This is a genomic window from Gordonia westfalica (assembly GCF_900105725.1).
Classification (GTDB): Bacteria; Actinomycetota; Actinomycetes; order Mycobacteriales; family Mycobacteriaceae; genus Gordonia; species Gordonia westfalica.
In genome coordinates, this window is sequence record NZ_FNLM01000034.1 from 3,057,509 (window position 1) to 3,081,623 (window position 24,115).

The 24,115-nt window shown below is 67.9% G+C and carries 22 protein-coding genes; 10 read left to right on the forward strand and 12 right to left on the reverse strand.

Annotated features, from left to right (window positions below):
• Positions 1 to 9: 9 nt before the first annotated feature.
• A complete protein-coding gene (locus BLU62_RS19290; protein WP_074851440.1) occupies positions 10 to 522 on the forward strand; it encodes a MarR family winged helix-turn-helix transcriptional regulator in 513 nt (170 codons plus the stop codon).
• Positions 519 to 2,066 carry a DHA2 family efflux MFS transporter permease subunit gene (locus tag BLU62_RS19295; RefSeq protein ID WP_074851442.1) on the forward strand — a complete coding sequence of 516 codons (1,548 nt, stop codon included), beginning with the start codon at positions 519 to 521 and terminating at the stop codon, positions 2,064 to 2,066. Before BLU62_RS19290 ends, BLU62_RS19295 begins: the two co-directional genes overlap by 4 nt.
• A gap of 80 nt (positions 2,067 to 2,146) precedes the next feature.
• Here the strand turns inward: BLU62_RS19295 and BLU62_RS19300 are convergent, their stop codons facing one another.
• Positions 2,147 to 4,294, reverse strand: coding sequence for a S9 family peptidase (locus BLU62_RS19300; RefSeq protein WP_074851444.1), 2,148 nt, complete (start codon positions 4,292 to 4,294; stop codon positions 2,147 to 2,149).
• Positions 4,291 to 5,190 (reverse strand): phosphoribosylaminoimidazolesuccinocarboxamide synthase, encoded by a 900-nt coding sequence (locus BLU62_RS19305; RefSeq protein WP_074851446.1) that lies wholly within the window; start codon positions 5,188 to 5,190, stop codon positions 4,291 to 4,293. The genes BLU62_RS19300 and BLU62_RS19305 overlap by 4 nt, the downstream gene beginning before the upstream one ends.
• Before the next feature lie 61 nt (positions 5,191 to 5,251).
• On the opposite strand from BLU62_RS19305, the gene BLU62_RS19310 reads away from it, so the two are divergent.
• Together BLU62_RS19310 and BLU62_RS19315 are read left to right on the forward strand one after the other, a co-directional pair.
• Positions 5,252 to 5,530, forward strand: coding sequence for an Rdx family protein (locus tag BLU62_RS19310; RefSeq protein WP_074851448.1), 279 nt, complete (start codon positions 5,252 to 5,254; stop codon positions 5,528 to 5,530).
• 45 nt (positions 5,531 to 5,575) lie between these two features.
• Complete coding sequence (locus tag BLU62_RS19315; RefSeq protein WP_208863650.1) at positions 5,576 to 5,794, forward strand: hypothetical protein; 219 nt, start codon at positions 5,576 to 5,578, stop codon at positions 5,792 to 5,794.
• Between the two features lie 96 nt (positions 5,795 to 5,890).
• On the opposite strand, the gene purB is transcribed toward BLU62_RS19315, so the two are convergent.
• From purB to BLU62_RS19330, 3 genes are all read right to left on the reverse strand, one after another.
• The gene (purB, locus tag BLU62_RS19320) at positions 5,891 to 7,318 is read right to left on the reverse strand and encodes an adenylosuccinate lyase (RefSeq protein ID WP_074851450.1); all 1,428 of its coding nucleotides are present in this window, start codon (positions 7,316 to 7,318) and stop codon (positions 5,891 to 5,893) included.
• A gap of 53 nt (positions 7,319 to 7,371) precedes the next feature.
• The gene (locus BLU62_RS19325; protein ID WP_375295831.1) at positions 7,372 to 7,731 is read right to left on the reverse strand and encodes a hypothetical protein; all 360 of its coding nucleotides are present in this window, start codon (positions 7,729 to 7,731) and stop codon (positions 7,372 to 7,374) included.
• A 130-nt stretch (positions 7,732 to 7,861) separates the two neighbouring features.
• Complete coding sequence (locus BLU62_RS19330; protein WP_208863696.1) at positions 7,862 to 8,452, reverse strand: TetR/AcrR family transcriptional regulator; 591 nt, start codon at positions 8,450 to 8,452, stop codon at positions 7,862 to 7,864.
• Between the two features lie 183 nt (positions 8,453 to 8,635).
• Here BLU62_RS19330 and BLU62_RS19335 point away from each other — a divergent pair, with 183 nt between their 5' ends.
• The 3 genes from BLU62_RS19335 to BLU62_RS19345 all read left to right on the forward strand — a co-directional run bounded on the left by BLU62_RS19335 (position 8,636) and on the right by BLU62_RS19345 (position 10,888).
• Positions 8,636 to 9,394: a DUF6882 domain-containing protein gene (locus BLU62_RS19335; protein ID WP_074853026.1), complete on the forward strand. Its 759-nt coding sequence runs from the start codon at positions 8,636 to 8,638 to the stop codon at positions 9,392 to 9,394.
• Positions 9,395 to 9,450: 56 nt separating this feature from the next.
• Positions 9,451 to 9,846, forward strand: coding sequence for a DUF302 domain-containing protein (locus BLU62_RS19340; protein ID WP_074851456.1), 396 nt, complete (start codon positions 9,451 to 9,453; stop codon positions 9,844 to 9,846).
• 94 nt (positions 9,847 to 9,940) lie between these two features.
• Positions 9,941 to 10,888 (forward strand): alpha/beta hydrolase, encoded by a 948-nt coding sequence (locus BLU62_RS19345; protein WP_074851458.1) that lies wholly within the window; start codon positions 9,941 to 9,943, stop codon positions 10,886 to 10,888.
• 82 nt (positions 10,889 to 10,970) lie between these two features.
• Here the strand turns inward: BLU62_RS19345 and purD are convergent, their stop codons facing one another.
• From purD to BLU62_RS19360, 3 genes are all read right to left on the reverse strand, one after another.
• A complete protein-coding gene (gene purD / locus BLU62_RS19350; protein WP_208863651.1) occupies positions 10,971 to 12,224 on the reverse strand; it encodes a phosphoribosylamine--glycine ligase in 1,254 nt (417 codons plus the stop codon).
• Positions 12,225 to 12,312: 88 nt separating this feature from the next.
• Positions 12,313 to 14,340, reverse strand: a complete 2,028-nt coding sequence (locus BLU62_RS19355) for an ArnT family glycosyltransferase (protein WP_074851460.1) — start codon at positions 14,338 to 14,340, stop codon at positions 12,313 to 12,315.
• A complete protein-coding gene (locus tag BLU62_RS19360; protein WP_074853028.1) occupies positions 14,337 to 15,590 on the reverse strand; it encodes a bifunctional glycosyltransferase family 2/GtrA family protein in 1,254 nt (417 codons plus the stop codon). Before BLU62_RS19360 ends, BLU62_RS19355 begins: the two co-directional genes overlap by 4 nt.
• A gap of 105 nt (positions 15,591 to 15,695) precedes the next feature.
• On the opposite strand from BLU62_RS19360, the gene BLU62_RS19365 reads away from it, so the two are divergent.
• Positions 15,696 to 17,807, forward strand: coding sequence for a RecQ family ATP-dependent DNA helicase (locus tag BLU62_RS19365; RefSeq protein WP_074851462.1), 2,112 nt, complete (start codon positions 15,696 to 15,698; stop codon positions 17,805 to 17,807).
• A gap of 25 nt (positions 17,808 to 17,832) precedes the next feature.
• Here BLU62_RS19365 and BLU62_RS19370 read toward each other — a convergent pair whose 3' ends face one another.
• Together BLU62_RS19370 and BLU62_RS19375 are read right to left on the reverse strand one after the other, a co-directional pair.
• Positions 17,833 to 19,200: a wax ester/triacylglycerol synthase domain-containing protein gene (locus BLU62_RS19370; protein WP_074851464.1), complete on the reverse strand. Its 1,368-nt coding sequence runs from the start codon at positions 19,198 to 19,200 to the stop codon at positions 17,833 to 17,835.
• A gap of 178 nt (positions 19,201 to 19,378) precedes the next feature.
• Positions 19,379 to 19,804 (reverse strand): HIT family protein, encoded by a 426-nt coding sequence (locus BLU62_RS19375; RefSeq protein ID WP_074851466.1) that lies wholly within the window; start codon positions 19,802 to 19,804, stop codon positions 19,379 to 19,381.
• A gap of 14 nt (positions 19,805 to 19,818) precedes the next feature.
• Here BLU62_RS19375 and BLU62_RS19380 point away from each other — a divergent pair, with 14 nt between their 5' ends.
• Positions 19,819 to 20,985, forward strand: coding sequence for a DNA adenine methylase (locus tag BLU62_RS19380; protein WP_425284570.1), 1,167 nt, complete (start codon positions 19,819 to 19,821; stop codon positions 20,983 to 20,985).
• A 10-nt stretch (positions 20,986 to 20,995) separates the two neighbouring features.
• Positions 20,996 to 21,838, forward strand: a complete 843-nt coding sequence (locus tag BLU62_RS19385; RefSeq protein ID WP_074851470.1) for a hypothetical protein — start codon at positions 20,996 to 20,998, stop codon at positions 21,836 to 21,838.
• Here BLU62_RS19385 and BLU62_RS19390 read toward each other — a convergent pair.
• Together BLU62_RS19390 and BLU62_RS19395 are read right to left on the reverse strand one after the other, a co-directional pair.
• Positions 21,831 to 23,342, reverse strand: a complete 1,512-nt coding sequence (locus BLU62_RS19390) for a sensor histidine kinase (protein WP_084811837.1) — start codon at positions 23,340 to 23,342, stop codon at positions 21,831 to 21,833. The two genes, BLU62_RS19385 and BLU62_RS19390, sit on opposite strands and share 8 nt — an antisense overlap.
• Positions 23,342 to 24,064, reverse strand: a complete 723-nt coding sequence (locus tag BLU62_RS19395) for a response regulator transcription factor (RefSeq protein WP_074853029.1) — start codon at positions 24,062 to 24,064, stop codon at positions 23,342 to 23,344. The genes BLU62_RS19390 and BLU62_RS19395 overlap by 1 nt, the downstream gene beginning before the upstream one ends.
• Positions 24,065 to 24,115: the final 51 nt, after the last annotated feature.

Below are 24,115 nucleotides of genomic sequence, written 5' to 3' on the forward strand. Positions count from 1 at the left end.
CATTTCCCGGTGTCCGAGGAATCCCCGTGCGCTCACGGCGCCGACCAATCGATCGAGGCCGCTTCGTCGGCGCTCGTCGCGTTCCTCGACCGGCTCCTCGACCTCGGCCGGCCCGAGACCATGGAGAGTCTCGCCGCCACCGACATCACCTTCTCCCAGCTGAGGGTGCTCTGCGCCCTCGGCAGCCACGAGGGTCCGATGCCGGTCAACGCCATCGCCGAGCAGGTTCAACTGTCCCTCGCGGCCGCGGGCCGGACGGTCGACAAGCTGGTCGGCTGCGGTTTGGCCGATCGTCGCGAGGACTCGGCCGACCGTCGGATCAAGCGCGTCTCACTCACCCACGGCGGCATGCGCTACCTCGAGACCCATCTGGCACTGCAGCACGAGACCGTACGACGGTTCGTGGCCGGCCTGCCCGCCGAACTCCGGGACAACCTGTGTTCGGCGCTGCGACCCATCGTCGACGACGCCGTCGATCACTTCTGCCTGACCGGATCTATCGATAGGAAACACACCGCATGACATCCTCCACCGGAGGCCATCTCCACGAAGGTCCGCCGGACACGAAGCTGGACCGCAATGTCCTGATGGTCGCCGGCGTGGTCGTTCTCGGCGCGATCATGTCGATTCTCGACGTCACCGTCGTGGCCGTCGCGCAGAACACCTTCCAGCAGGAGTTCAACACCGACGCCGCCGGCGCCGCCTGGACCGCGACCGGTTACACCCTCGCCCTGGCCGCAGTCATCCCGCTGTCGAGCTGGGCGGCGTCGCGGTTCGGCACCAAGAAGGTCTATCTCGTCTCATTGGTGCTGTTCACCCTGGGTTCCGTCCTGTGTGCGCTGGCGCCGAGCATCGGCGCGCTGGTCGCGTTCCGCGTGATCCAGGGTCTCGGCGGCGGCATGCTGATGCCGGTCGGCATGATGATGCTGACCAAGGCCGCCGGTCCGGAACGAGTGGGTTCGGTCATGGCAGTCCTCGGTATCCCGATGCTCCTCGGCCCGATCTCGGGTCCCATCCTCGGCGGCGTCCTCATCGAGCAGCTGAGCTGGCACTGGATCTTCCTGATCAACGTCCCCATCGGAATCGGTGCCCTGGTCTTCTCCTGGATCGTCCTGCGCGACGATGCGGAGACCACGCGCTCGTCGATCGACGTCGTCGGTCTGCTCCTCCTGTCGCCGGGCCTGGCGCTGTTCCTGTTCGGCATCTCCTCGAGCGCGGAACACCGGACCTTCGTCAGCGGGCAGGTGCTGATCCCGACGATCATCGGCGCGATCCTCATCGTGGCGTTCATCTTCCACGCGCTGCGCAAGAAGAACCCGCTCCTCGATCTGAAGCTGTTCAAGAACCGCACGCTGAGCATCGCGGTGCTCACCATGGTGCTGTTCATGATCGCGTTCTTCGGTGCGGCACTGCTGTTCCCGCAGTACTTCATCGGCGTCCGCGGCGAGTCCACCCTGGCGGCGGGCCTGCTCCTGGCGCCGCAGGGCATCGGCGCCATGCTGACCATGCCGATCGCCGGCAAACTCACCGACAAGATGGGTCCCGGCAAGTTCGTGCTCGTCGGCATCGTGTTGATCCTGCTCGGCATGGCGACGTTCACCATGCTCGGCGCGGACACCTCGTACTGGCTGATCTGCGGTTCGCTGTTCGTCCAGGGCCTCGGCATGGGTATGACGATGATGCCGATCATGTCCGCGGCGCTCGCCACGCTGAGCAACGCGCAGGTGCCCGACGGGTCGACGCTGATGAACGTCATCCAGCAGGCGGCCACCTCGATCGGCACCGCGGTGATCTCGGTGATCCTCGCCAGCAGCCTGGCGAGCAAGCCGGAGGCAGGTCTCGCAATCATGGCGAACACCTCCGACAAGCCGCTGCCCCCGGGTGTCCCGGACCCGCTGCCGGAGTCGTTCTTCGACACCGCTGCCGACGTGTTCTCCAACACCTTCGTAGTGTCGGTCGTACTGATCGTGCTCACGTTGATCCCGGCGTTCTTCCTGCCCCGCAAGAAGATCGCGTCGCCGCTCACCGAAGAGGACCTGGACCGCGGTCCGATCATGATGCACTGACCGATTTCGTCTCGAAACCACGAAGCCCCACCGACTCTCGGGTCGGTGGGGCTTCGTGGTTTCAACCAGCGGGGTACGGCTCAGCAGTCCAGCGCGCCGGACTGCTGCAGGATCCACGCGATCTCGAAGGCGACTTCCTCCCACTGCTTGTACCGTCCGCTGACGCCGCCGTGACCGGCCGTCATCTCCGTCTTCAGCAGGATCGGATTGTCCGACGTCGACTTCTCCTGTAGCCGCGCAACCCATTTCGCCGCCTCGGTGTACAGCACCCGGGTGTCGTTGAGCGAGGTCAGCGCGAGGATCGGCGGGTACGGTTTCGCGTCGACGTTCTCGTAGGGCGTGTAGGTCTTCATGTACTCGTAGACGTTCGGGTCGTGCAGAGGGTCACCCCACTCGTCCCACTCGATGACCGTCAGCGGCAGCGACGGGTCCAGGATCGAGTTCAGGGCGTCGACGAACGGCACCGACGCCAGGATCCCGTTGAACAGCTCCGGCGCGAGATTGGCCACCGCACCGACGAGAAGCCCACCGGCCGAACCGCCCTCGGCGACCATCTGCTTCGGCGTCGTCCACCCGGACTCGACGAGATGGCGTCCGGCCGCGACGAAGTCGGTGAAGGTGTTCTTCTTGCTGAGTTCCTTGCCGTTCTCGTACCAGTAACGCCCCATCTCGCCACCGCCGCGGATGTGGGCGAGGACGAACACCATGCCCCGATCGAGCATGGACAGGCGCGCCACCGAGAAGTAGGGATCGATGCTGGCCTCGTACGAGCCGTATCCGTACAGCAGCAGCGGGGCGGGCTTGGCGGAGTCGGTCTCCTTGCGCCGCACCACCGACAGCGGGATCCGGGTGCCGTCGTAGGCGATCGCCCACTCACGCGACTGGACGTAGTCGGCCGGGTCGTAGCCGCCGAGCACCGGCTGCCGCTTCAGCAGCGTGCGCTCACCGGTCGCGACGTCGAGTTCGAACAGTTCCACCGGTTCGATGAAACTCCCGTAGCCGATGCGCAGCTTCGGCGACCACCACTCGGGGTTGCCGCCGAGTCCGGCCGAACTCAGTTCCTGCTCGAACTCGACCTCGTGGAAGTCGGATTCGGCGGGGATGCCGTCGATCTGCCGGAGGTCGGCGATGGCCAGACGCGGCAACGCATCTCGTCGGTACGACAGCACCAGGTAGTCGGCGAAGGCGTCGAGATCCTCGATGCGTCGGGTCGGGTCGTGCGCGATCAGCGGACGCCGGTTCGACGGATCGTCGACCGGCGCGATGTCGATGGCGAAGTTCTCCGCCTTCTGGCCGTCCACGACCTCGTTGTGCACGATGACGAGGTGATCGTCGCCGCCGATGACCGCATGTTCGACGCTGTACTCGACGCCGTCGACGCGCGGTACGACACTGCGGAACTCACCGGTCGGGTTGTCGGCGGAGAGAATATAGCTCTCCGAGGTGATCTTGGAACCGACGCCGATGACGAGGTACTTGTCACTGCGCGTGGTGCCCATGCCGACCCAGAACCGTTCATCGGGCTCGTGGAAGACCTTGACGTCCTCGGTGCCGGCGCCGATGTCGTGGCGCCACACGGTGTCCGGACGCCACGCAGCGTCGACCGTCGAGTAGAAGACGTGACGGGCGTCCGCCGACCACACCGCGCTGCCCGAGGTGTCGGTGACGACGTCGTCGAGCACCTCGCCGGTGCGAAGATCCTTGATGCGCAGCGTGTATCGCTCGTCGCCGACGACATCGGTGCTGTAGGCCAGCCAGTTGCCGTCGTCGCTGACGGTCAGTGCGCCCAGACTGAAGAAGTCGTGCCCCTCGGCCTCGGCGTTGCTGTCGAGCAGGATCTCCTCACCGGGGAGCGTCACCCCGTCGTCGACCTTCGGCGCGGTCCAGTCGTCGTCGCCGGCGATCGGGCACCGGCAGGACGTCGAATACTGCTTGCCCTCCTGGGTGCGGGCGAAGTACCAGTACCGTCCGCGCCGGACGGGCACCGACATGTCGGTTTCCTTGGTGCGGCTCTTTATCTCCTCGAAGATCTGCTTACGCAGGTCCTTCAGGTGCCCGGTGTGTGCCTCGGTGAACGCATTCTGCGCCTCGAGGTAGGCGGTGACCTCCGGATCGTCCTTGTCCCGCAACCATTCGTAGTCGTCGACGAAGGTGTCGCCGTGATGGGTGCGCTCCTTGGGCACCTTCTTGGCAACCGGCGGTGTCGCGGTTGCGCGCTCGTCGCTCACGAGGACACCTCCGCGGTGGGCCAGTCGGCGAAGGACTTCTGCGAAATCCATTCATAGGCATCGATATAGCGCTGACGGGTGCGTTGGATGACGTCGTCGGGCAACGACGGTGGGGCGACGTCGGACGCACGGTCCCAGCCGGATTCGGCGCTGGTCAACCAGTTCCGGACGATCTGCTTGTCGAAGCTCGGCTGCACCTTGCCCGCCTCGTAGGACGCGGCCTCCCAGTAGCGCGAGGAGTCGGGCGTCAGCACCTCGTCGGCGAGCACCAGTTCCCCGTCCGCGCCGCGCCCGAACTCGAACTTGGTGTCCGCGAGGATGATTCCTCGATCGGCGGCCACCGCAGCGCCGCGTCCGTAGATGTCCAGGGTCGCCGAACGCAGCGCCTCGGCGAGTTCGGCGCCCTCCTGCTCGACGACGCGCTCGAAGCTGATGTTCTCGTCGTGCTCACCCTGCTCCGCCTTCGTGGCCGGGGTGAAGATCGGCTCGGGCAGCTTGCTCGCCTCCGCCAGGCCGGCGGGCAGTTCGACGCCGCACACCGCACCGGTCGCCTGGTAGTCGAGCAGACCCGAACCGGTCAGGTACCCGCGCGCGACGCATTCGACCTGAACCATCGGGAGCCGACGCACCACCATCGACCGGCCGACGACCTCGCCCGGGATGCGCTCGTCGGTGGGTCCACCGGCGAGATGGTTGGGGACGCCGAGCTCGTCGAACCAGAAGAAGCTCATCGCCGTCAGGATGCGGCCCTTGTCGGGGATCGCGGGGGTCAGGATGTGGTCGTAGGCCGAGATCCGGTCGGAGGCCACCAACAGCAGGGTGTCCGCGTCGATCTCGTAGATCTCACGGACCTTCCCCGACGCCAGATGCCGGTAGGACTGCAGTTCGGGACGCATGGACTCGACCCTAGAGGTTCTGCGGGAGACGCGGGACGGCAGGCTCTGACATTCTTGACCGATGACCGCACCCCACATCACCATCACCTACTGCACCCAGTGCAACTGGCTGCTGCGGGCGTCGTGGATGGCGTCGGAGCTGCTGAACACCTTCGGCACCGAGATCGGCTCGGTGACCCTGGTCCCCGGAACCGGCGGCGTGTTCCACATCGACGTCGACGGCACCCAGATCTGGGAGCGCAAACGGGACGGCGGTTTCCCCGGCGCCCCCGAACTCAAGCGGCTGGTGCGCGACGCCGCACTCCCCGACTGGAACCTCGGGCACGGCGACCCGGCCTGACACTCCGCCACGAATCGACCCATAGTTCTAATCAACGACTATAGATTGACAGAAAGTCGAGGCTACAAATACTTTGCTCCGTGGCTGGTCACCCAACTCCTGGGCTTCGCCTCGATCGCGCTCGGCTTCGCGCACTTCTACCTGATACTCCGGGTGGTCCTCAACCGCGATCCGTTCGACTTCGACTACGTTCCGCCCGAGGGTGAGGACGAGTTCCGCGTCGACATCTCCAAGCGGAAGAAAGAGAAGAACCAGCCTGCGTAGTCAGCTGCGTCGTCGAACACCTCCGGCCGGTGTCGACAGGACCGTGACAGTCCCGTCGACACCGGCCGGAGTGACCTCGATACGCGGCCGGGAGCCCTACAGGATCGGGGCAGGCGCGTAGGCCGCGGCCTCCGGGTACTGCCCGATGATCTTCTCCGCGGCGGCGATGACGTCGGCGACCTGCTGTTCGGCCGCACCGACGAACACCGACTTGTCGGCGAGCAGCTCGTCGAGCTGCGCGCGGTCGAGCGGGATGCGGTCGTCGGCGGCGAGGCGATCGAGCAGATCGGGCTCGCGACCCTCCTCACGCATGGCCAGGGCCACGGCGACGGCGTTCTCCTTGATCGCCTCGTGGGCGGTCTCGCGCCCCACGCCCGCGCGCACCGCCGCCATCAGCACCTTGGTGGTCGCGAGGAACGGCAGGTAGCGGTCCAACTCGTTGGCGATGACCGCGGGGTAGGCGCCGAACTCGGCGAGGACGGTCAGGAAGGTCTCCATCAGACCGTCGATCGCGAAGAAGGCGTCCGGCAGCGCGACGCGGCGGACGACCGAGCAGAACACGTCGCCCTCGTTCCACTGCGCGCCGGCGAGTTCGGCCGCCATCGAGCCGTAGCCGCGGAGGATCACGGCGAGACCGTTGACGCGCTCACAGCTGCGGGTGTTCATCTTGTGCGGCATCGCCGAGCTGCCGACCTGACCGGGCTGGAAGCCCTCGGTGACCAGCTCGTGGCCGGCCATCAGCCGGATGGTGTGTGCGAGCGACGACGGCGCGGCGGCGACCTGCACCAGCGCGGACACGACGTCGTGGTCGAGCGAACGCGGGTAGATCTGGCCGACCGAGGTGAACGAGCGGGCGAAGCCGAGGTGATCGGCGACGCGGGACTCGAGGTCGGCGAGCTTGACGGCGTCGCCGCCGAGCAGGTCGAGCATGTCCTGCGAGGTACCCATCGGGCCCTTGATGCCGCGCAGCGGGTAGCGGTCGATCAGCTCACGAAGCCGCGTGAGCGCGATCATCAGTTCGTCGGCGGCCGAGGCGAAACGCTTGCCGAGGGTCGTGGCCTGCGCGGCGACGTTGTGGCTGCGGCCGGCCATGACGACCGAGGAGTACTGGGCGGCACGCTCGACGATGCGGGCCAGCACCGCGACACCGTGCGCGTGGACGTGCTCGAGCGAGCGGAGGATCTGCAGCTGCTCGACGTTCTCGGTGAGGTCGCGGCTGGTCATGCCCTTGTGGATCTGCTCATGGCCGGCGAGTGCGTTGAACTCCTCGATGCGAGCCTTCACATCGTGGCGCGTGACGCGCTCACGGTCGGCGATCGAAGCGAGATCCACCTGATCGACGACGCGTTCGTAGTCGGCGATGGCATCGGCCGGGACGTCGATCCCGAGATCGCGCTGAGCCTTCAGTACCGCGATCCACAGGCGCCGTTCGAGTGCGATCTTGGTGGTCGCCGACCACAGCTCGGCGAGGTCGGCGGAGGCATAGCGGCTGGCCAGGACGTTGGCAATGGCGGGCTTCGACACCCGCCCAGTGTAGGTCGACCGCGGACAGATCCTGCAATCCCGCTACCCGACGCTCAGAAGGCCAGACACGTTCCGTTGGACCCGTAGCCCTGACGCACCTTCACCAGGGTGGGCTGCGAGGCCTTGCCGTTCTGGACCGCGTAGAGGTACTTGTCGCCGATCCGCCGGGGCACCCAGGTGACCGACGCGAGAGCGCCGGACGGGAGATCGCGGCCGATGAATCGTGCCGGCAGACCGGGCTTGACCTCCCAGAACTCCACCCAGCCGGAGGAGTCGACCGGGACCGTCACGGGGTACGTACAGCCGGTTCCGTAGACCGCCGACGACAGCGGGACACCGGCGTCGACACGGCCGGCCGGAGCGGCGTGCGCACCGGGCGCGACGAGCATCGTCACCCCGGCGATCACGGACATGAGCGCGGCGACAAGACCTGCGCGGGTACTGCGGCTGGCCAACGACTCCCCCGACATCCGATCCCTTCCCGGTGGTGACCTGACGACCCATCGTGACACCAACCGGACCGGCGCGGGCGCGTTTTGCCCGTCACGCCCGCGGCGCGAGGACGTCGACCACCTCGAGCAGGGCGTCACGCACCGCGTCGATGGGCCGGACACCGTTCTGTCCGAGTGCGCCGACGATGGCGCCGTCCTCGATCCCGATCAGCTGGGCGATGTGGGCGGGGTCGGCGACCCGGCCCGATTTGGCGAGAACGTCGAGGTGGCACAAGGACAGCGCGCGCCACCGGTCGCTCACCACCTCGCGCAGCATCGGGTACCGCGCCGCCAGCGCGATCATCTCGTAACGGGCCGACAGCTGCTGGATCGTGTCGTCGCCGACGACGACCTCGGCGAGAGCCGTCGCCGTTGCCGTTCTCCCGCGGCGTCGACGGGGAAGTGCGTTGCAGCGCTCGGTGACTGCGGTCGCGTCGTGGCTGCAGAGGCTCGCGGCGGCCTCGGCCATCAGGTCGTCGAGGGAGGCGAAATAGTACGTCGTCGACGCCAGCGGCAACTGGGCGCGCTCGGCCACCGCACGATGGCGCACGGCGTCGAAGCCACCTTCGAGCAGCAGCTCGCCGGCGGCCTCGATCAATCGAGACCGCCGTCGCGCACCCTTGGGTGTCGCTGCCGACGTCATCATGGGCTTCATGCTGCCAAAGGGCTCCGTACCGCCGTATTGCTTTTGACCAAAGCGGTACAACCACAGTCGAATTCCCGTATAAGCGGGCGACACTCGTGGTGAATGCGCTGTTCAGAGTCGGTGTCAGTCGGTCATCGGACAGGTGATCGGTACGCGCCCGAACGCGTCTACCGTGATCCCATGCAGTTCGACGGCCTCCACGCTGTCGCCGATTACGCGGCGCTCTACACGTCCCTGAGGCAGTCCGCATTCGTCGACTTCCTCCGGGAGAGGCTGGGCACCTTCGACGTACGGTGCGACGAGGACAGTCGCGCCGTCGTGTTCACCTCCGACGGCGCCGGTTCCGAGGGACACGAAGAGGTTACGGCCGTCCGTTCGCGGGCGTCGCTGGTCGCCGTGGTCGAACCGTCGGCGATCGTCTGGGGCTGGGCACACCCGTGCGGCGACACGTCCGGACCGGCGTCGAGGCTACGTGAGGCCGGCGCACGACTCGGCATCGACGATTTCACCTCCCCGCGAGTGTTGCTGCCGCCCAATCCGTCCCGCGACAGAGCCGACGATCCGGGCAGCCGGGTCATCGAGATCATCGCGGCCGCGGCCGTCGGCAGCACCGGCATGAGTCCGTATTGCACGGTTCGTCTCGAAGGTGACGATCGCGGCGTGTTCCTGCTCGACGGCATCACCCTCCCCGAGCCTACCTTCGCCGACTTCGCCACCAAGATGCCGAAGGTCATGGGTTCCCTTGCGGTGAACGATCATCGGGTCGCCATCCACGGCATGGCCGCGCGACGCGGGTGGCACATCAGCTGGCGGACCGGGACCGACGGCGGACGTTCACCGATCTGTGATGTGACCGATGGTCGTTCTGTGGCCCACGTGAACTTCGACCGTCGCGGCCGGCCGGTGGATTACCTCTGCGAACTGGCCGACCAGAGCTGAAGGCGCCCTCGGAGCCGACGACCGTCGATAGACTCGGCACCGACGAGAGGACAGTCATGAAACTCGGATACCGGACCACCCTGCAGACCGACTTCGACGACGCGGTCGCCCGCACCAGGGAAGCACTGAGCGACGTCGGCTTCGGTGTGCTCACCGAGATCGACGTGAAGGCAACCCTCAAGAAGAAACTCGACGAGGACATGGAGAACTACCTCATCCTCGGGGCGTGCAATCCGCAGTTCGCTCATCGGGCGCTCGGGATCGAGCGGCAGATCGGCCTTCTACTGCCCTGCAATGTGGTGGTGCGCGACGACACCGACCACGCCGGGACAGTCATCGTCGAGGCGATGAATCCCGACATCATGGTCGCCGTGACCGACGCCCCCGGCCTCCCCGATGTGGCGTCCGGAGCGGGCGAACTGCTGCAGAAGGCCATTGCGTCCCTCGACTGAACGTCAAGTCGGGGACAGATTTCTCACAGCTTCGGCGAGTCGCCCGACTCGACGTTGCGTCGAGCCCGGGGTCCACGATTACCCTGTTCCTTCGATGACCAGCCAGCGATCTCGTCTCCCCGATGCTGCCGACCGCGACCTCCCGCGTGTGGGCCGTCGAGCTGTGCTCGCCGCAGGCGTCGGAGCAGCGGCCCTCGGGATCGCCGCCTGCGCGAACTCGGCGCCGTCGGCGCCGGTGCAGCCCCGCAATCTCGAAGGCCGCGCCGCCGACGACGAACTGCCTGTCGAGACGTCGCCGCCTCCGGTCACGAGTGGCCCCCCGCTGATCACCGGCAGCTTCAGGTCGGCCCGCATGGGTGGCCGTGACACCCGCTGGGCGGTCGCCCGGCCCAACGGTGTGACCGGCAAGCTCCCGGTGGTCGTCGTGCTGCACGCACTGAACACCAACGAGAAGTCGATCTTCGGGCCGAAGCTCGAGATGCAGACCGTGATGCAGCAGTACGTGGACAACGGGAACGCCCCGTTCGCGCTGGCCGCCGCCGACATCGGCCGCAACTACTACCACCGCCGGGCCGACGGCACCGACGGTGGCGCGATGGTCCTCGACGAGTTCCTGCCGATGCTCGCGAGCGATCCGAAGCTCAACCTGTCGACCGAGCGCATCGGACTCTTCGGCTGGTCGATGGGCGGCTACGGCGCGCTACGCCTGGCGTCGATGCTCGGTGCTCCGCGCGTCGCCGCCGTGGCCGTCAGCTCCCCCGCGATGTGGGCCGATCCGCGCAACTTCCCGCCGCGCGCCTTCGACAGCCTCGCCGACTACCAGGCCAACTCGCTGTTCGGTGCGCAGCCGAGCTTCGCGAAGATCCCGCTGCTGATCAACATCGGTTCGAGCGACCAGTTCTACACCTACACCCGCCAGTGGGCCGCCGGCCTGCACCCGCCGGCGGCCTTCGGCACCGCCGCCGGTGGACACACCAACCGGTACTGGCGCAGCGTGCTGCCCGAGCAGGTCGAGTTCCTGGGCCGCAACCTCGCGGTCTGAGGGTTTCGCTCACTCGTTCCGCTCCCGCTCACGCAAATAGGGTGAGCGGGAACGGAGAACGTGAGCGGTCCAGCGTCTGGATCTAGATGCTGATGCGACCTTCGAGAGCGTTGCGCCCGATGTCGGTGCGGAAGTGCGAGCCCGGCAGCTTGATCTTCTCGATCCGCGCGTAGGCCTGGGCGCGGGCCTCGGCCAGGTCGGCGCCGGTACCCACGACGGCCAGCACGCGACCACCGGCGGAGACGACGGCACCGTCGGCGTTCCTGGCGGTGCCGGCATGCAGCACACCGTCGGCGTCGGCGCCGGTGATGATGTCACCGGTACGCGGCTTGCCGGGGTAGTTCTCGGCGGCGACGACCACGGTGACCGCGGCACCGTCGTGCCACCGCAGCGGCGGGAGGTCGGCGAGCGTACCGGTGGCGGTGGCGTTCAGCGCCTCGCCGAGCGGCGACTCCAGCAGCGCGAGGACCGCCTGGGTCTCGGGATCGCCGAAGCGGCAGTTGAATTCGACGACGGCCGGGCCGTCCTTGCCGATCGCGAGGCCGGCGTAGAGGAGACCCGAGAACGGGATGCCACGCTTGACCAGTTCGGCCGCAACGGGTTTGACGACCTCATCGACGATCCGCCCGGTCATCTCGGCGGGCAGCCAGGGCAGCGGCGTGTAGGCGCCCATGCCACCGGTGTTGGGTCCGGCGTCGTTGTCACCGACGCGCTTGTGGTCCTGGGCGGGCAGCAGCGGGACCACGTTCTCGCCGTCGACGAGGCAGAACAACGAGACCTCGGGTCCGTCGAGGAAGCTCTCCAGCAGGACGGGATGTCCGCTCTCCAGGCACTCGGCCGCGTGATCGCGGGCGACATCCCGGTCGGGCGTGACGACGACGCCCTTGCCGGCGGCGAGGCCGTCGTCCTTGACCACCCAGGTCGGACCGAAGCGGTCGAGGGCAGCGTCGAGATGCGCCGGGTTGTCGACGATCTCCGCATGCGCGGTCTTGACGCCGGCCGCGGCCATCACGTCCTTGGCGAAGGCCTTGGATCCCTCGATCTGCGCGGCCTGCGCGCTCGGACCGAAGGTCGCGATGCCTGCCTCGCGCAGCGCGTCGGCGACGCCGAGGACGAGGGGCACCTCGGGTCCGATGATGACAAGGTCGGCTTCCAGCTTCTGCGCCAGGGCCACGACCGCCTCGCCCGACACCACGTCGACGGCGTGGTTCGAGGCGATCGCCGAGGTTCCGGCGTTGCCGGGAGCGACATGCAGGTCGGTGACCGACGGATCGTTCTTGAGGCCGATGAGAAGGGCATGTTCGCGGCCGCCCGAGCCGATCACGAGTACGCGCACGACCATGACTCTAAACGACCGGGATGCTCGCTCACGCCGGCCGGCCCCGACCACCTCGTCGACGATCACCATCAGCACCGGCGCCGGCTCAGGTCCTCGTCTGGGTCAGGTCGTACATAGTGACCCCGTCGACCGTCACCGCGGTGAAGTTCTCCTGAACCCACGCGCTGATCTGCGACGCCGGACGTTCGGAATCCGTGCCCATGCCGTCACCGCCCATGCCCGGTGCGCCCATACCCGGTCCGCCACCGCCGCCGAGGAACCAGTGGATCTTCTTCTCGGCGACCAGCGTCTGGAACTCGGCGAGGGTCGGCGACGGATCACTGCCGTTGAACCCGCCGATCGGCATCACCGAGTGGCCGGTCTCGAGCTGGTAGCCCGAGGCGGACATCGACCCGACCGCCGCGGCCACCCAGGTGTACCGGTCGGCGTCGGCGTTCAGCTTCTCGACGACGGCGGCGGCGGGCGTCGAACCGCGCAGCAGGCCACCGGAGCCGTCGCCGCCGCGACCCCCGGGCGTCCCCTGACCACCGGGGTACCCCTGGCCTCCGGGCATCCCCTGACCGGGGGCTCCCGGCATGCCGCGACCGTCGGGGCCGCCTCGTCCGCCCGGGCCGAACTCGCCCTCGACCCGCGGGCCGGCGGTGATGATCGATCCGCTCTTCTCCGTGGTCACCGTGTCGACGGTGTAGGCCACCGGACCGGCGAGACCGGCGAGGATCGCACCCGCCACCGCGGCCGCCGCGACGCCGCGCAGGTTCGCGAAGACCATCGCGGCACCGGCGAGGAGGCCGATGACGATTACGGCCCAGCGCAGCCACGGCACGAAGTCGGGAGTGCGGTTCAGCAGGACGAATCCCCACACGGCCGCGATCCACACGGAGGCACCGAGGGCGAACCGGACCCAGAGACGATCCCGATGCGACCAGCAGACTGCGGCACCACCGGCGACCAGCGCGGCGACCGCCGGGGCGAGGGCTGCCGTATAGTACTGGTGGAAGATGCCGGCCATGAAGCTGAAGACACCCATCGTGACCAGCAGCCACATCCCCCAGACCGTGAGGTACGCGCGGCGCGGATCGGTCCGCCGGGCCCGGCCGATCAGGACTGCCGCGACGACGGCGAGCAGGACACCGGTCGGGATGAGCCACGCGATCTGACCGCCCTGTGCGGGTTCGAACATCCGCAGCCATCCGGTCTCGCCCCACGGGCCGCCACCGCCACCGCCGGGGCCACCGGGACCGCCGCGACCACCGGGGACCACTGCGCCGGTCTCGTTGCCGTTCAGTCGACCGAGACCGTTGTAGCCGAGAGTGAGCTCGAGGATCGAATTGTTCTGCGAACCACCGATGTAGGGCCGCGACGACGCCGGCCAGAGTTCGACGGCGAGAATCCACCAGCCGGCACTGACGACCATCGCACCGAGTGCGGCGAACATCTGGCCGAGCCGCCGCAACCAACCGCGCGGGCCGAAGGCCAGATAGGTGACCGACAGCGCGGGCACGATCAGCATCACCTGCAGTTGCTTGGTGAGGAATCCGAATCCGACGAACACGCCGGTGAGGATCAGCCAGCGCCACCGGCCGTCGTCGACCGCCTTCATCAGCGACCAGACGGCCGCGATCATCAGCAGGATCAGCAGCGCCTCGGGGTTGTCGAAGCGGAACATCAGCGCCGCAACCGGAGTCAGCGCCAGCACCGCGCCGGCGAGGATTCCCGATCGGTGGCCGAAGTACTTTCGCGTGATCAGGTACAGCAGCGCGACCGATGCCACCCCCATCAGGACCTCGGGCACCAGGATCGACCACGGGTTGACCCCGAAGATCCGCGCACTGAGACCCGGAATCCACAGGGAGGCGGGAGGTTTGTCGACGGTGATCGAGTTCGCCATGTCCGACGACCCGAAGAACCACGCTTTCCACGACTCCGAACCGGCCTGGACGGCCGCCGAGTAGAAGGAGTTCGCCCAACCGTTGATCGAGAGATTCCACAGGTAGAGGACCCCGGTGCCGATCAGCAGCGCGGCCAGCGAGAGCCGCTCCCACAGAACGTTCTTCGCCTGTGCCGGCGCCTGCGGAGCGGAGTCGACGGGTGGGTCGATGGTCAGTGTCGTCATGCGGCGGACTCCTGGGTCTTGCGGAACACCCAGCGGAGACCGACGAACCGGGTGAGCGTGGCCACCAGGTTCGCGATCACCAGGATGATCAGTTCGATGTGTTTGGTCGCGTCCGGCGCGACGGTGTGCAGCAGCAACAGTGAGCCGGCGGTGACGAGCCAGCCGAACAGGAACACTCCGAGCCCGAACAACTGGTGGCGCAGCGCATTGTCACGTCCGCGCACCCCGAAGCTGAACCTGCGGTTGGCCGCGGTGTTGAGAACAGCGGTGATCGCCAGGGCGACCAGGTTCGAGATCTGCGCTCCCAGGAACGAGTGCAGCGCGAGGAACAGCACCGCGAACGCGGCGGTCGACGCCACGCCCACCACGCAGAACCGCGCGAGCTGGCCGACCAGTCCCCTCGGCACCCCGTCGATCTGGGGTCCGGCCGCCCGGTCGCGACCGATGGAAGCGCGGAGCTGGGCGATCGGCAGCCGCCCCATCGCCAGCGCGAGACCGACTCGCGCACAGCCCTTCAGATCGGCGAGGGCGGTGGGCACGATGTCGACGGTGCTGTCCGGGTCGTCGACCCAGTCGACCGGGATCTCCGCGATCCGCAGCCCGATCTGTTCGGCGAGCACGAGCAGCTCGGTGTCGAAGAACCACCCGGTGTCGGCGACGAAAGGCAGCAACTCGCGGGCGATGTCGGCGCGCATGGCCTTGAACCCGCACTGCGCGTCGGAGAACCTGGCGCCCATCGCCGTTCGGAGGATGAGGTTGTAGGACCGCGAGATGAACTCCCGCTTGGGTCCGCGGACGACACGCGACGACCGGCTGAGCCGGGTGCCGATCGCGATGTCGGAATGCTTCGACACCAGCGGCGCGATGAGCGGCATCAGCGCGTTGAGGTCGGTGGAGAGGTCGACGTCGCAGTACGCGACGATCTCGGCATCGCTGCGCTGCCACACCGCGTTCAGCGCACGACCACGACCCTTCTCGTCGAGGTGGACGACGCGGACGCCGTCGAGTTCGTCGACGAGGCCGACGGCGATCGCGACGGTGTCGTCGGTGCTGGCGTTGTCGGCGACGGTGATGCGGGCCGGATACGGCACGTGCCGGCGCAGATGGCCGGCGAGCCGGCGCACCGACGACGCGAGGTCGGTCTGCTCGTTGTAGACGGGGACGACGATGTCGAGGACCGGGGTCGACACCGAACTGTCGGCGAGCGTGTACACCTGCGCCGTCCGGTCCGGCGGTGCTTGGGGAATCATGAGGACCACGATCTGTCCCCACCCTCGAACCGGTCTGGAACCCGGCTGCCAGGTTCCTGTGAACCGTCGATCTGCGTTGTCGGGCGTCGCCACTACATTGGGTTCATGGTTGCCACCCTCTCCCCCGACCAGCTGACCGCCGCCAACCGCGTCATCACCAGCCTGGCCGGTGAGGGCGCCGCGCTGCGCGAGGATCAGCTGCGGGCGGTCACCGCACTGGCCGGCGGTGAGCCCGGCACTCCCGGCGCACGGGTCCTGGTGGTCCAGGCGACCGGATGGGGCAAGTCGGCGGTCTACTGGTCGGCCACCGCGATCATCCGGGCCGGCGGCGGCGGGCCGACGCTCATCGTGTCCCCGCTGTTGTCGCTCATGCGCGACCAGGTGGCCGCCGCGGCCCGCGGGGGGCTCTCCGCGGCGACGCTGAACTCGTCGAACGTCGACGAGTGGTCGGCGATCGAGGCGCAGCTGCGGGCGGGAGATCTCGACGTCCTGCTGGTGTCACCGGAACGCCTCGCCAATCCCGGCTTCGGACGCCGCGTGCTCGACGCACTGGCGGGCAATCTCGGGCTGCTGGTGATCGACGAGGCGCATGCCGTCTCCGACTGGGGACACGACTTCCGGCCCGACTACCGTCGTGTCGCCGATGTACTCCGTTCGGTCAACCCGACGACGCCGGTCCTGGCCACCACCGCCACCGCCAACGCCCGCGTCACGGAGGACGTCGCCGCGCAGCTCGACTCCGGTTCCGACGCGCCGACGCTCGTCCTCCGCGGTCCCCTCGCCCGAAAGTCATTGCATCTCAACGTTCTCGACGGACTCTCGCCGGTGCAGCGATACGGCTGGGTGGCTCAGTCCCTCACCCATCTCCCGGGCTCGGGCATCGTCTACGTCCTCACCGTCGCCGACGCCGACCGGCTCGTCGAAGCCATCCGTGCGGTGCACGGGGACTCCGTCGAGGTCGCGGCCTACACCGGGCAGCTCGACGCCGACCGCCGGCACGAACTCGAAGATGCGTTGCTGCACAACAAGGTCAAGGCACTCGTGGCGACATCGGCGCTGGGGATGGGTTATGACAAGCCGGACCTGGGCTTCGTCGTGCACGTGGGTTCGCCGCCGTCGCCGGTCTCCTACTACCAGCAGGTGGGCCGTGCCGGGCGCGCGCTGGACGACGCCGTCGTGATGCTGCTGGCCTCACAGACCGACGACCGGATCTGGGATCACTTCGCCACCGCGACGATCCCCGATCCGGACAAGATGCGTGACCTCCTGGCGGCGCTGGAAGCCGCCGACGAGCCGCAGTCGGTCATCCAGCTCGAGGCCGCCACCCGCTTCCGCCGCACGCGAATCGAGTTGATGCTCAAGCAACTCGCCGTCGACGGCGTCACCGACCGCACCCCCGACGGCTGGGTCGCCACCGGCAAACCCTGGACCTACGACGCCGCCCACTACGACGGCGTACTCGCCGTCCGTCGCCGCGAGGCCGACATCATGCGCACCTACATCGCCGGGCGCACCTGCCTGATGCGTCTGCTGACCGAGTCGCTCGACGATCCGCAGGCAGCCGACTGCGGTCGCTGCTCGGTGTGCCGGGGCGCGCTGAGCGAGGGCCTTCCCGACGCCGTCGACGCCGAGATCGTCCGCACCGTGACGTCGACGCTGCGCCGCAAGGCATCGACCCTCGACCCGCGGAAGATGTGGCCCGGCGGCGAATTCGGCCGTCGCGGAAGGATTTCCGCCGACCTCCTCGCCCACCCCGGCCGCGTCCTGGCCCATGCCGACGCACCCGAATGGGTGGAGGTGCTGGCCGCGGCCCGCAACGGCGACGAGCGTGCACTCGGCGAACTCGGCGACGCAGCGGTCGCGACCCTCTCGGCCTGGGTGCGCGAGACCGGTGTCCGCGCCGACGTCATCGTGTCACTGCGTCTGACCGGCACCACCCTGGCCGAGACGCTCGCCGAGCATCTGCGCACGGTCGGCAAACGCGGCGGCGGAACGTTCCCCGTCCGCCCGGGCGATCCGCCCACCGACGCGACCGGCGCCGTCGAGGCCGCCTACTGGCGCGATCACCTCGGCGATGCGCCCGAGGTCGCCGGCCAGAACGTGATGCTCGTCGTCGACGCCAACAGTTCCGGCTGGCCGATCACCCTCGCCGCCGCGGCACTCCGCGAGGCCGGGGCGAACGCGGTGTTGCCGTTGCTGATCCACCGCACGGTCTGAGCACTCCACACACCGGGGTTTCGGCTCACCGGGCCAGCGCGAGCACCTCGTCGAACCCGTCGACGAGGCATGCGTGGAAGAGATCGACGTCCTCGATCGCACCGGTGTCCACGTCGATACCCAACTCGCAGGTGTCGACGTAGGTGAGGAGGGTGACGTTGACCGCCGCCCCGATGGTGGGGCCGAAAGCGTACTGGGCGCGCAGCCGGGCGCCGCAGAGGTAGAGCGGCACGGGGATACCGGGGACGTCACTGCAGAGGAAGTCGACGTGTCGCAGGACCGACCCGATGTACCAGCGCGGCATCAGGTTCATGGCGCCGGCGATCCACTGGGTATACGGCAGCGAACGCTCGTTGCGGACACGTGAGGTCCGCCGGTGGATCCTGGCGATCCGCTGCGCCGGATCTGCCTCTGCGACAGGCACATCGAACCTCATCAGGGTGATCCGGTTGCCGCCGGGGGCATCGTCCTCGGTGCGCAGATTCACCGGCATGCACAGATGAAGGTCTCCGACCTCGGCGCCGTGCTTCTCGTGGTACAGACGGAGGCCTCCGGCGACGCCGGCGACGAAGGCGTCGTTGAGCGAACCACCGCCACGATGCCCGGCGTCGCGGAGTTGCTGCAGCGGGACCTGGTGGACGTCGAGGTGCCGGACCAGCGACCGGTCCGTCATCAGCGACGATCCGGTGTCATTGACCGGGCGAACCGTGCGGTATACCGACGCGGCGGTCTCGACGGCGGCACCGGCTGTCGCGAGCGGATGGCGAATCGTGTTGAACGCCAGACCCGGTACCGATCTCACGAGCCCCGTCACGGTGTTCGACGCGCGGGCGGCGTCGAATCGCAAGGAGTCCAGATAGTCCCGCCACCAGGCCTCGTCGTTCGACGGCAATGCGGACTCGGGTGCGGCCGGCGGCTGGTCGGTCTCCTCGGTCAGGTCGAAGAGCCGCATCGCGATCTCGATGGCGCCGACACCATCGGTGAGCGCGTGATGGAACTTGCAGACGACCGCGGCACCACCGTCGGCCAGACCGTCGACCAGGGTCGCCTTCCACAACGGACGGGCGCGGTCGAAGTCCTCCATCGCGGCGATCCGCGCCATCTCCAGCACGGTGTCGACGGTGCCCGGCGCGGGTGCGCTGACCCGGCGCATGTGGAAGTCGAGGTCGAAATCCTGGTACGGGACCCACCGCGGCGGCGCCGACAGCGGCGAGTAGACGACGCGCTCGCGGAACATCGGCAGGTCGGCGCTGATGGTCTCGAACCGGCTGCGCGTCGCTTCCCAGTCGGGTGTGCGCTCCAGCAGGATCACCGTCACGACCGTCGATCTCAGGCGCGGGTCGGACTCCATCGCCCAGGTGAAAGCATCACTGTTGCGCATGTACTCGGTCATGACCGCCTCCGGTCATGACGGTACTCAGCTCGCTGTGGCGCCGATCGGTTTCGGCCCACCAGAGGACTTTGTGCCCGGGCCAAACGCCCGGCATTCCAGAAACCCGCCCTCTTTCGGCATTTCCACCACCCTGCGGGGTGGCGGGTTTGCCGAAAAGGGGTGGGTTTGCGGACGGGCGTCAGTCGGCGACGTACTCGCCGTAGCCGAGCGAGCGCAGGCTGGCGCGGATCTTCTCGGCCGCGGCGTCGAGGTCCTCGGGGCTGGCGTTCTTGTTCGCGTTCGCGAGGTCGAAGGTCTCGAGCGAGAGCCCCTGGAAGACGTGGATGTGCACGTGGGGAACCTCGAGGCCGGCGATGAGCAGACCGATCCGCGGCGCGTCGAAGGCGTCCTTCACGGCCTGACCGACCTTCTGCGCGACGCCGCTGAGGTGAGCGAACAGCGTGCTGTCCATCTGCTCCCAGTGGTCGACCTCGTTGCGCGGCACCACCAGCACGTGGCCGGGGGTGACCGGCTCGATGGTCAGGAATGCGACGGCCTCGCCGTCCTTCCAGACGAATCGACCGGGGATGTCGCCGTTGATGATCATGCTGAAAACCGATGCCATGCGCCCGAGTCTAGATGTTGTGTGGTTCGGCACCGCCGGACGCAGCCGTGTTGTCCACGAAGCTGTCGGGGGTCCATGACATCCTTTTCGGTGTGAGTGGGCCAGAAACCTCCCGACCGGGACGAGCAGTCGGATCCAGTGACGTCCTGGCCCGCGCGCAGCGGTTTCCCAGGTTGCGGTACATGGGGTCGAAGTACCGGCTGCTGCCGCATCTCGAACGCACCTTCGCCGAGATCGGCGGGACCACGGCCGTCGATGCCTTCTCCGGGTCAGGTGTCGTGTCCTACCTGCTGAAGGCGCAGGGCTTCGAGGTCGTCAGCAACGACTTCCTGCATTTCCCGCACATCATCACGCGTGCCTCGGTGGCGAATTCGAGCGTCCGCCTCGAGCCGGAACTCATCGAACAGATCTGCGGACCGGCCGCCGACGACCGCGACTACATCTCCAGCACCTTCGACGGCCTGTACTTCACCGCCGAGGACCGGGCGTTCCTGGACTCGGCGTGGTCGCACATCGACGCGCTGCGCGGGTATCGCCGCGACCTGGCCATCTCGGCCCTCGTCCTGTCCGCTGCACGCAAGCAGCCGCGCGGGGTGTTCACCTTCACCGACTCGACGCGGTACGCCGACGGACGCCGCGACCTCACGATGTCGCTGCGCGACCATTTCCGTCTGCGCGCGGCGGCCGACTACAACTCCACCGTGTTCAGCAACGGATGCAGCAACCGGAGCGTCCAGGGCGACATCTTCGACCTCGACCTCCCGTGGTCGACGCCTCCGGATCTCGTCTACCTCGACCCTCCGTACGCGCCGCCCACCGACGACAACGACTACATCAAGCGCTACCACTTCCTCGAGGGACTCTCCGCGTACTGGCGCGGCATGACCATCATGGAGAACACCAAGACCAAGAAGCTGCCCAAGCGGTTCACCCCGTTCGCGTACAAGCGGACCATCGAGGACGCCCTGCTGCGCACCTTCGAACACTTCGAGGATGCCGGCGCGATCGTGCTGTCGTATTCGTCGAATGCGTTGCCCGGCAAGGACCGGATCGTCGATCTGCTGGGCAAGGTCAAGCCGTCGGTCGAGGTGATCGCCATCGATCACAAGTACAGCTTCGGGACGCACGCCGCGGCCACCCGTCGTGACGTCAGCGAGTTCCTGTTCGTCGGACGGGACTGACGCCGAGCACATGAGTGATGCAGTTGACTTCGAGGACTATCTGAAGTCGTTGGGACGGTTGACCTCTCACGTCGACCCCACCGCCTCCACACCGGAGGCCGAGCGGATCGTCGAGGCCACCGGAAGCCTCGGCGGACTCCTCGACACCGACCTCACCGGGCTTGCAGCATGGGTGCGCGACAACCCCAATGACGTCCCCGTACTCGGACTCGCGGTCGGGTTGTCGCAGGAGAAGCTCAAGAATGCGCTGCGCGATCACTTCGACACCAGCGGCTGGCACGGCCTGGCACGCACCCAGCCCGTCGAACTGGTTACCTGGCTCGACGCGGAGTTCGACCTCGTGCGGATGCTGCGCACCCAGATGGAACGCACCTACACCTTCGCCGACATCCTAGTGGCCCGCGCCGGAACCCGCGCCACCGCGACCCGCGCCGGGGCGTCGGGCCGGCGGATCGAGGACGAGATCGAGGACATCGCGCGCGACCTCGGCCTGAACTACACGACCCGATCCCGATTCGCCGGACGCAACGGACGCACGGCCCCCGCCGACTTGATCGTCGGCGACCCGAACTCCGCCGACATCGTGGTGGCCGCAAAGGGTTTCGATTCGACGGGGTCCAAACTCACCGACGCCGTCCGGGAGATCGAGGAGATGGCCGAGGTACGTCTCCCCACCCAGCTCGTGCTCGCGGTGATCGACGGAATCGGCTGGAAGTCACGACAATCCGACCTTCGCCGCATCCACCAGTTGTGGGCCACCCGTCAGATCGACGGCATGTACACCCTCGTCACCCTCGACCGGTTCCGCACTGACGTGGCCGAGTTCGCTAGGTTGCGGAGGTTGATCAGCTGAGGAGCGGCAGGCGAACCCAGAAGGTCGCGCCCTCACCCGGCGTCGATTCGACGCCGACCCGGCCGCCGTGCGCTTCCACGAGCGCGGCGACGATGGACAGCCCCAGGCCGTTTCCACCGCCCGAACCACGGTGGCGTGACTCGTCACCGCGGTAGAACCGCTCGAAAACGTGCTCGGCATCCTCCGGGGTCAGCCCTTGTCCGGTGTCGGCGACCGTCAGCACCGCCTCAGACCTGCCATCCGAGTCGTCGACCGCGACCCCGACCGTGATGGATGCCTCGGCGGGCGTGTGGTTGACCGCGTTGCCGATGAGGTTGCGCAACACCTGCAGGAGCCTCGGCGCGTCACCGGACACCACCGGCGGTTGGTCGCCGGGCGTCACCTCGAGCCGGATGTCGCGTTCGGGCGCGGCGACCCGCGCCGACTGCACGGCGTCGGCGGCCAGGCCCAGCAAGTCGACGGGTGCCGTGGCGATGGGACGCTGCACGTCGAGACGCGCCAGCATCAGCAGGTCCTCGACGAGCAGGTTCATCCGTCCCGCCTCGTCGTTGATCCGCCGCATCGCGTCCGTGACGTCGGGAACGCCGCCCTGCGAATAGAGTTCGGCGAAACCCTTGATCGACGTCAACGGGGTACGGAGTTCGTGGCTGGCGTCGGCGATGAAGCGTCGCATCTCCTCCTCGGAGGCGCGGGCCTGTCGTTCCGACGCCGCGGTGGTGGCGAAGGCCTGCTGGATCTGGCCGAGCATCGTGTTCAGCGAATCCGACAGGCTGCCGACCTCGGTGTTGGGCGCGGCCGGCGGAACTCGCCGCGTGAGGTCGCCGGCCGCGATCGCGTGTGCGGTCTCCTCGACCCTCCGGAGGGGGCGGAGACTGGTCCGCACCAGCAGATAGCTGAGAACCCCGATGAGCACCACGACGACGACGCCGATGGCGAACTGCAACCAGATCAGCCTGCTCACCGTGTCATCGATGTCGGACATCGGGGTGGCCACGACGGTGGTGCCGAACATGTTGCTGTGCTTGATCACCCGCCACTGCGGACCATCCGCCTCGGCCGATCCGACGGTGACCGGTCCGACGTTGTCACCGGTCAGTCCGGTCAGATCCGGCGAGTGGTCGAACTGGTTGTAGACACTGACCGCCGAGATACCGCCCGGCCCTTGGAGAGTCGACTCCACGTAGTACGGCGACGGCGGACGGCGCGGCCCCGGCGGGCCGGAGCGCGGCTCGTTGGCCGGTGATCGCGGATCGGCCCACGTACGCGTGGCGTTGACCAGTCCTTCGTCCGCACGGGAGATGAGGTCCTGGCGCATCGACGAGGTGACCGCCACGCCGGAGGCCAGCAACCCGACGACCACGAGAGCGAGCGTGAGTGCGACCAGGGAGAACCGCAGCGGCACACCGCGCTTGCGCGCCTGCGCCGTCGGCTGTGGCCGCGCATGGGACGCCGTCGGCTGAGGCCGCGCATGAGACGCCGTCGGCGGTGGCCCGGAGACGGTCATCAGTCGCGCGGCTCGCGCATCACGTAGCCGACACCGCGCAGGGTGTGGATGAGACGCTTCTCGCCGTTGTCGAGTTTGCGACGCAGGTAGGAGACATAGGACTCGACGACGTTGACCTCGCCGCCGAAGTCGTAGTTCCACACGTGGTCGAGGATGCGGGGTTTGGACAGCACCGTCCCCGCGTTGACCATGAAGTAACGCAGCAGGGTGAACTCGGTCGGTGACAGCTGGACCGGTTTGCCGGCCTTGAAGACCTCGTGGGTCTCGTCGTCGAGTTCGATGTCGGCGAAGGTGATCCGCGACGAGGACTTCTGTTCCTCGTCGAATCCGCTGCGTCGCAGCAGGACCTGCAACCGGGCGACGACCTCCTCCAGGCTGAACGGCTTGGTGACGTAGTCGTCGCCGCCGATCGTCAGGCCGTTGACCTTGTCCGCGACCGAGTCACGGGCCGACAGGAACAGCGCGGGTGCCTCGACCCCGTCCGCGCGGAGACGCCGCAGCAGCCCGAACCCGTCCATGCCCGGCATCATCACGTCGAGGATCAGCACGTCGGTTTTGTTGCTGCGACACTTGTCGATCGCGGCGGGTCCGTCGGCGGCGGTGTCGACGTCGTATCCCTGGAACTTCAGCGACACCGACAAGAGCTCGCGGATGTTCTCCTCGTCGTCGACGACGAGGACCTTCGCGCCGCGCGCTTCGTCGTTCTTGGTCGGTCCACTCACACCGTCACTGTTCCAGAGTCGCCTGGAACGTCCCTGGCCGGACACTGGGAG